7 protein-coding genes, 1 tRNA gene and 1 other RNA gene are annotated in these 6,535 nt (G+C 37.7%); 3 read left to right on the top strand and 6 right to left on the bottom strand.

Going from position 1 to position 6,535, the window contains the following annotated elements:
* Positions 1-227: 227 nt before the first annotated feature.
* From KVT27_RS21930 to ffs, 6 genes are all read right to left on the bottom strand, one after another.
* A complete protein-coding gene (locus KVT27_RS21930) occupies positions 228-500 on the bottom strand; it encodes a pro-sigmaK processing inhibitor BofA family protein (RefSeq protein WP_008179699.1) in 273 nt (90 codons plus the stop codon).
* Positions 501-573: 73 nt separating this feature from the next.
* On the bottom strand, positions 574-789 hold the full coding sequence (locus KVT27_RS21925; RefSeq protein ID WP_036122003.1) for a YaaL family protein: 216 nt from the start codon (positions 787-789) through the stop codon (positions 574-576).
* Between the two features lie 13 nt (positions 790-802).
* Positions 803-1,399 carry a recombination mediator RecR gene (gene recR / locus KVT27_RS21920; protein ID WP_036122001.1) on the bottom strand — a complete coding sequence of 199 codons (597 nt, stop codon included), beginning with the start codon at positions 1,397-1,399 and terminating at the stop codon, positions 803-805.
* 11 nt (positions 1,400-1,410) lie between these two features.
* Complete coding sequence (locus tag KVT27_RS21915) at positions 1,411-1,725, bottom strand: YbaB/EbfC family nucleoid-associated protein (protein ID WP_004233957.1); 315 nt, start codon at positions 1,723-1,725, stop codon at positions 1,411-1,413.
* 20 nt (positions 1,726-1,745) lie between these two features.
* Positions 1,746-3,533, bottom strand: a complete 1,788-nt coding sequence (dnaX, locus tag KVT27_RS21910) for a DNA polymerase III subunit gamma/tau (RefSeq protein WP_217581930.1) — start codon at positions 3,531-3,533, stop codon at positions 1,746-1,748.
* A 143-nt stretch (positions 3,534-3,676) separates the two neighbouring features.
* Positions 3,677-3,944, bottom strand: an RNA gene (gene ffs, locus KVT27_RS21905) — signal recognition particle sRNA large type.
* Positions 3,945-4,109: 165 nt separating this feature from the next.
* Here ffs and KVT27_RS21900 point away from each other — a divergent pair.
* The 3 genes from KVT27_RS21900 to KVT27_RS21890 all read left to right on the top strand — a co-directional run bounded on the left by KVT27_RS21900 (position 4,110) and on the right by KVT27_RS21890 (position 6,469).
* Positions 4,110-4,202, top strand: a tRNA-Ser gene (locus tag KVT27_RS21900).
* A gap of 128 nt (positions 4,203-4,330) precedes the next feature.
* Complete coding sequence (locus tag KVT27_RS21895; RefSeq protein WP_217581929.1) at positions 4,331-5,590, top strand: sensor histidine kinase; 1,260 nt, start codon at positions 4,331-4,333, stop codon at positions 5,588-5,590.
* The gene (locus KVT27_RS21890; RefSeq protein WP_008179686.1) at positions 5,591-6,469 is read left to right on the top strand and encodes a response regulator; all 879 of its coding nucleotides are present in this window, start codon (positions 5,591-5,593) and stop codon (positions 6,467-6,469) included.
* Positions 6,470-6,535: the final 66 nt, after the last annotated feature.

The following is a 6,535-nucleotide window of genomic DNA, read 5'->3' as shown; positions in this document are numbered from 1 at the left end:
TTGTTTCGTTCACTAGCTAGGCTAGCTACTAAAAACTTTATTGATTACGTTTTGCTTGTTCAGTTTTCAAGGTTCATATTGTTCGTCGTTGCTTTTTCAACAGCAACTCTCATATAGTATCACGTCACACACACTGTGTCAACATATTTTTTAATTTACATTCGTTTCAACCAGTTGTATTGGCGACTTCTATAACTATACCATAATATTATTATATTGCAAGCATTTTATAAAATAAATATTAAAGCGGTTATTCCTAGAACCCCCGGAATACCTAAAACGGCAATTGTTAAGACAGAGAAAAGATTAATCGGCACATTATATCCTATATAACCAATACCTAAATGAATCATAAATAATAATAGGAATGCAAATGCAAATCGAAACCAAAAAACAGATAATCCTTCTAAGATTTTGCCAAGCTTAGCATGTCTTATTATGACATAAAGAAAAAGAAGCCCTACAGGAACACAAATACTCATAATTACTAACCAAGACATATGGTTACCCCCTCAAAAAAATAATTATGAAAGTTTATGTTTCCTGTATTGCTTCTATGAATGGCCAATAGAACTATTTAATTAACACTCTGCGAATTCTAGCTTCTTTAAATAAATAAAAATGAATGCTTTCTGCCGCTTTTCGTTGAGCGATCGCCCCTAGATCATAGTCGTCCATTAATTCTTCTATTATCTTAGCCTGCTGTAAATCTTCTTTTGTTTCTTTTATAAGATTTACGAGCCTATTATCGAACTCTTTTTTTAGCTTTCCTTTACTACGGAAGAACATATTAATCCCTCACTCACAGCTCACGTCGACCTTCCATCGCCTTAGATAACGTTACCTCATCAGCATATTCTAAATCCCCACCTACTGGCAATCCATGCGCAATGCGGGTCGTACGAATACCTGATGGTTTGACAAGGCGAGATATATACATAGCTGTTGCCTCGCCTTCAATAGTTGAATTCGTAGCTAGAATAAGCTCTTGGACACTTTCATCGTGCAACCGGACTAACAAGGAAGCGACATTAATATCCTCTGGACCAATGCCATCCATCGGTGATATCGCACCTTGCAGCACATGGTACATGCCATTATAGTCACGCATTTTTTCCATCGCAATCACATCTTTTGTATCTTGAACAACACAAATAATCGAATGATCTCGTTGTTTATCTGTACATATGTGACATGGGTCTACATCCGTAATATTGCCACAAACGGAACAGTAGCTTAAATTTCGTTTAGCATCAACTAATGCTTTAGAAAAAGATAAGACATCTTCTTCCTTCATTGATAACACAAAAAACGCCAGACGAGCCGCAGTTTTCGGCCCGATACCTGGCAATTTCATAAAACTATCGATCAATTTTGATATTGGTTCTGGGTAGTACATATGAATACCTCCTAGAATGGAAGGTTTAAGCCTTGAGTGAATTTACCCATCGTTGAGTTCGTTTTTTCTTCTACCTTTTTTAATGCCTCATTAGTAGCAATAACGATTAAGTCTTGTAGCATTTCAATATCCTCTGGATCTACTACAGATTCATCAAGATTTACTGACACAACTTCACGTTGACCAGACACAGTTACTTTTACCATGCCGCCACCAGCAACACCTTCAAATTGCTCTGCATTGAGAGCCTCTTGAGCCTCCATCATTTCCTTTTGCATTTTTTGCATTTTTTTCATCATACCTTGCATATTTCCCATTCCGCGCATACATGTTTTCCTCCTAAAATTTAATCTTCCATAATTTCAACAAAATCTTTACCAAAGAGATTTTCAGCCTCTGTCACAAGTGGGTCCTGTGAAGCAAGTGGCTGAGCATCATCGATAAATGGCTCATCCGACATTTCTGCCGGTGGTGGTTCTAATAATTCCTCACCATTCTCTGATGCAGCTGATGTTTTTTTGTGCTGCATACTATGATCACGGATAAACTCTTCACGCATTTTTAACCAAGATTCCTCTGGTATACAAAGCATCTCGTACATTGTACCAGTTTGTCCGGCAATTAATTGGGTAAAGTGGCCCTTTAAAGACTGATTATCTGCAACCATCTGACAATGAATATCATACTTGAATTTTAACACAAAAGCACTTGAAGATGCCGCAACTGGTTCGGCTTCAGCTAAAAGTGCAGATTGAGATTTTTGCAATTGATTTAGTGCTTGTGCCCAAATCGATTTTATACGTTGAACATCTTGCTTTGTAGCGTCCTTTAGTACCTCTTGAATACGACCTGTCGGAGCCTTATAGCCGTTTGGATTTTTAGCACGCGGTCTTTGCTCTTTGGGTGTTTGCGATGCTTGCACAGGAGCACCTGATTGTAATTGTACGGATAATTGTTGAACCATCTGCTCAAGCGCTACAATTTTTTGAGCAAGATCAGGGCTAATAGCCGTATCGCTCGTTGTAGTTACCGCTTGATTAGTGCTCCCTCCCGAAAACTGTACCATTTTAAGTAATGCCGTTTCTAAATAGATTTTCGTATGGTGAGAAAAGCGCATTTCTTGTTGAGTTTTCGCAAGTATATCGATATAGCCATAAAGCATATTCGGTGCAAATTCATGCGCCAAGGATACTACACGTTCCTCAGGAGACACGAGCTCTAATAATTCAGCTAAATCATCACTTGTTTGAAGTAATAATAAATCTCGGAAAAATGTAATTAAATCTTCTGAAAGACGCAGTGGATCTTTACCATCAGCAATTAGTTGTTCTAATAGCGCAAGCATTTGTGCAACATCTTTCGCTTTAAGTGCCTCGGCTAAATTATAAAAAACATCCTGACTTATTGAACCTGTAACTAATAATGTATCCTCAAGCTTTAGCTTCTCTCCGCTGAAAGATACTACTTGGTCCAATAAACTTAAAGCATCACGCATTCCCCCAGCAGCAGATTGCGCTATTACCTTTAAGCCTTGCTCCTCATATGGCAGCTCAATATCTTCTAAGACAACTTTCATACGTTCAATAATATCATTGGTAGAAAGTCGTTTGAAATCAAAGCGCTGACAACGAGAAATAATTGTTGCAGGCAATTTATGAGGCTCTGTTGTTGCTAAAATAAATACTGCATGAGGAGGCGGCTCTTCTAAAGTTTTCAAAAGAGCGTTAAAAGCACTTGTAGAGAGCATATGCACTTCATCAATAATGTACACCTTGTATCTGCTGCTTGCAGGAGCAAAACGAACTTTTTCTATAATATCTCTAATCTCTTCAACACGTGAATTTGAAGCTGCGTCAAATTCAATGACATCAGGATGCGAACCGTCCGTAATACTTATACATGTAGCACATTCGTTACAGGGCTCTTTTGCAGGCGCATGTTCACAATTTAAAGCTTTTGCAAAAATTTTAGCTGTACTCGTCTTCCCTGTACCACGTGGCCCAGAAAAAAGGTAAGCATGCGTCGTTTTATTCGCTAGGAGAGCATTTTGTAGCGTTCTTTTGACATGCGCTTGACCGGACATCTCTCGAAAAGATTGCGGCCGATACACACGGTAAAATGCTTGATACGTCACTGTTTTTCTCTCCCCTTCTCCATTAAATAGAATAGTCTTAATTATAGCATTTGCTGCCTTATATATAAAATGAAGTTACTAAATAAAAATAAAAAAAGCATCCGCCTTAAAGTAGACGGATGCTTTGAGTTGGCAATTTAATGCCGTGCACCTTTCCTTGACAGCCGCACATAAGCGTTACTCCTGTCGTTAGCTCAGATTAGGCAACCCCGCGGCACATGGATATGACCACTTAATGCTGCTTCCTTCCGGACCTGACATGGTTCATGGGTATCCATTGCGCAGGACCCAATCGTCAACACTACGTGCAGAAGGCAGACCAAACAATACGGACAGCCTCGAAAAAGGAATTCAGTCTCGCTAGAGCGGATTGCGAGTTACAGGACACCGCTACCTTCCCACCTAGCACGGCAATAACTAGTATACTTACTGTTTGTATAAATTGCAACTTAATGCACAAATTATTTATTACCTATGTATTTTTAACATCACGATATTTTGTAAAAAAATTATTGACTTGGTTTTTAAATTATGATAAATTTATTTTTGTCGAAAGACAGTAAAGCAATATAACATGGAGGTATACCCAAGTCTGGCTGAAGGGATCGGTCTTGAAAACCGACAGGCGGGTAACACCGCGCGGGGGTTCGAATCCCTCTACCTCCTCCAGTTTTTAATTTCCGACTACGAATGTAGCCGTTTTTTTTTTGCCAAAATTGTATGTATGACTTGTTAAATACCACTTCCGTCTCGGTTGTGGTATTTTTTTATTATATCGCTTATGGGAGGTTGTCAAATTGCCATCGAAAAGAAATATAGCTCGCACTTCCCTCACTTGGGTTATTCTGATTGCTGTTTTGACCGCAATTGGTAGTGAAATTAAAATTATGCCGTTTGCCAATACGACATTTCGCTTTGGTTTAGGCACCATTATCTTTTTCTTATGCACATTAATTAAACCCACTCCCATTATTTTAGCTGGGTTTGCTACAAGTATAGTGACAATCATTTTTCGTGTTTTTAATTCCTATTTACATGATATACCCGTATTAGAGAGCATATTTAACCATTTACCAGCAGGATTATTTTATGTATTGTTTGCTATATGCCTACAAATTTTAGATGTTCAAACATATAGAGAAAAACCACTAAAGCTTGGTTTACTCGTCGCTTTTAGTGAGGTCATTAGTAACTTAGCCGAACAAATTTTCCGATTTTTTGTACAAACTTATACATTTTTATTTCTTCACGACCTTTTGATCCTATTAGCAGTGGCCTTATTACGAAGCTTTTTTGTAGTTGGTATTTATAGCTCTATATTGATCGCCGAACAAAAAAAACGTGTACAAGAGATGCTGAATATTGGATCTGACCTCTACGTTGAGACTCTGTATTTAAAGAAATCCATGAACCATATTGAAACCATAACAGCTAGCGGTTTTGAATTATATCGGCAATTAAAAGCTCAAGGATATCGAGCGGAAAGCTTGCAAGCTCTTCATATTGCCCAGGAAATTCATGAAGTGAAAAAGGATTCACAACGCATCTATGCGGGCATTTCAAAGATTGTTGGTGAGAGAAGCTTCGGGCCTTTTATATTATCAGAATTATTACATTATATCGAAGACGGTAATAGTAAGTACGCTGAATTACTTGGGAAGAATATACAGTTTGAAACAAGTATAGACTTCGATTTTCAAACAAAGGAACATATTGCACTGCTTGCGCTTTTAAATAATTTAACTGCCAATGCAGTGGAGGCTATCGAAGAACAAGGTATCATTTCTGTTGCTATTCAACGACAAGAGGATAATACTGTAGTAACAATATGTGACAATGGAAAGGGAATTTCACAGAATGATTTTTCTATTATTTTTGAACCTGGATTTACCACAAAATATAATGTAGAAGGTGTCGCAGCAACTGGCATTGGCCTTTCACATGTTGCTGAACTAATAGAAAAATTAAAAGGCTCCATAACCGTTGAATCAAACAATCAATACACAACGTTTAAAATCATAATTCCTACGCAAACTATTCAAACGGGAGAGACTTAAATGAGGTATTTTATTGTAGACGACGATCGCGCAAGTCGTGTCATGTTAAAACAAATTATTGAAGATAGTGGGTTAGGTACAGTGATTGGCGAAGCTCGCAATGGAGAGGATGCCATACCACAAATTTTAATGACCCAGCCTGAGATTGTGCTAATCGATTTACTGATGCCAAAGCTTGATGGTATAGCCACAGTCGAACATCTTATTCAAAATCGCTTTGAGGGTCAATTTATAATGATTTCTCAGGTTGTGAATAAAGAAATGGTTGGTGAGGCTTATGAGCAAGGAATAGATTTCTTCATTCATAAACCGATTAACCGCATTGAGGTTGAAAATGTTTTGAAAAAAACTACAGAACAATTTCGGCTGAAAAATTCATTGTTAGTTATTCGTCAATCACTTACAAATATTGAATTAAGTGAGCAAAAAGCAAATAAAGCAACTTCACGAGACCATATTCAGTCCATATTAAATGATATGGGTATTGTCGGTGAGATTGGGAGCGAGGATATTATAGCTATTATCGAAACTTTACTTGCTCATCAGCATAAGATTGCACCCCTCCCCCCATTAAAGGAGCTTTATGAAGAAATCGCTGCTGTAACAAAGGCTACACCTGATGACATTTTAAAGGAAAGTAAAGCCATAGAACAGCGTGTGCGCAGAACGATATTAGCTGCCATGATTAATCTCGCAAACTTAGGTGTTGTCGATTACACCAACTCTGAGTTTGAATACTATGCCCCTCGCTACTTCGATTTTAAAGAAATTCGTCAACTCATGACTCAGATTGAAGATCATGACAATCGTAAAGCAAAGGTAAATATTAAGAAGTTTATACAAGTGCTATATTCAGACATTTTAACAAAATTAAATTAATTTTCTCGGATTTTGTCGGATTCCATAAGTCCTCCGTATTATTAAAGTAAGGCGTGTCCTAAAAAT

It is taken from the genome of Lysinibacillus sp. GbtcB16, assembly GCF_019091145.1.
In the GTDB taxonomy this organism is placed as follows: domain Bacteria; phylum Bacillota; class Bacilli; order Bacillales_A; family Planococcaceae; genus Lysinibacillus; species Lysinibacillus fusiformis.
Note: the sequence above shows the minus strand (reverse complement) of the source record. Positions and strands in the feature narration are given on the sequence as shown.

What these genes read in the sequence shown, in the direction of transcription:
- KVT27_RS21930 (WP_008179699.1), bottom strand. Translation starts at nt 500, where the DNA reads ATGTCTTGGTTAGTAATTATGAGTATTTGTGTTCCTGTAGGGCTTCTT.
- KVT27_RS21925 (WP_036122003.1), bottom strand. Translation starts at nt 789, where the DNA reads ATGTTCTTCCGTAGTAAAGGAAAGCTAAAAAAAGAGTTCGATAATAGG.
- recR (WP_036122001.1), bottom strand. Translation starts at nt 1,399, where the DNA reads ATGTACTACCCAGAACCAATATCAAAATTGATCGATAGTTTTATGAAA.
- KVT27_RS21915 (WP_004233957.1), bottom strand. Translation starts at nt 1,725, where the DNA reads ATGCGCGGAATGGGAAATATGCAAGGTATGATGAAAAAAATGCAAAAA.
- KVT27_RS21890 (WP_008179686.1), top strand. Translation starts at nt 5,591, where the DNA reads ATGAGGTATTTTATTGTAGACGACGATCGCGCAAGTCGTGTCATGTTA.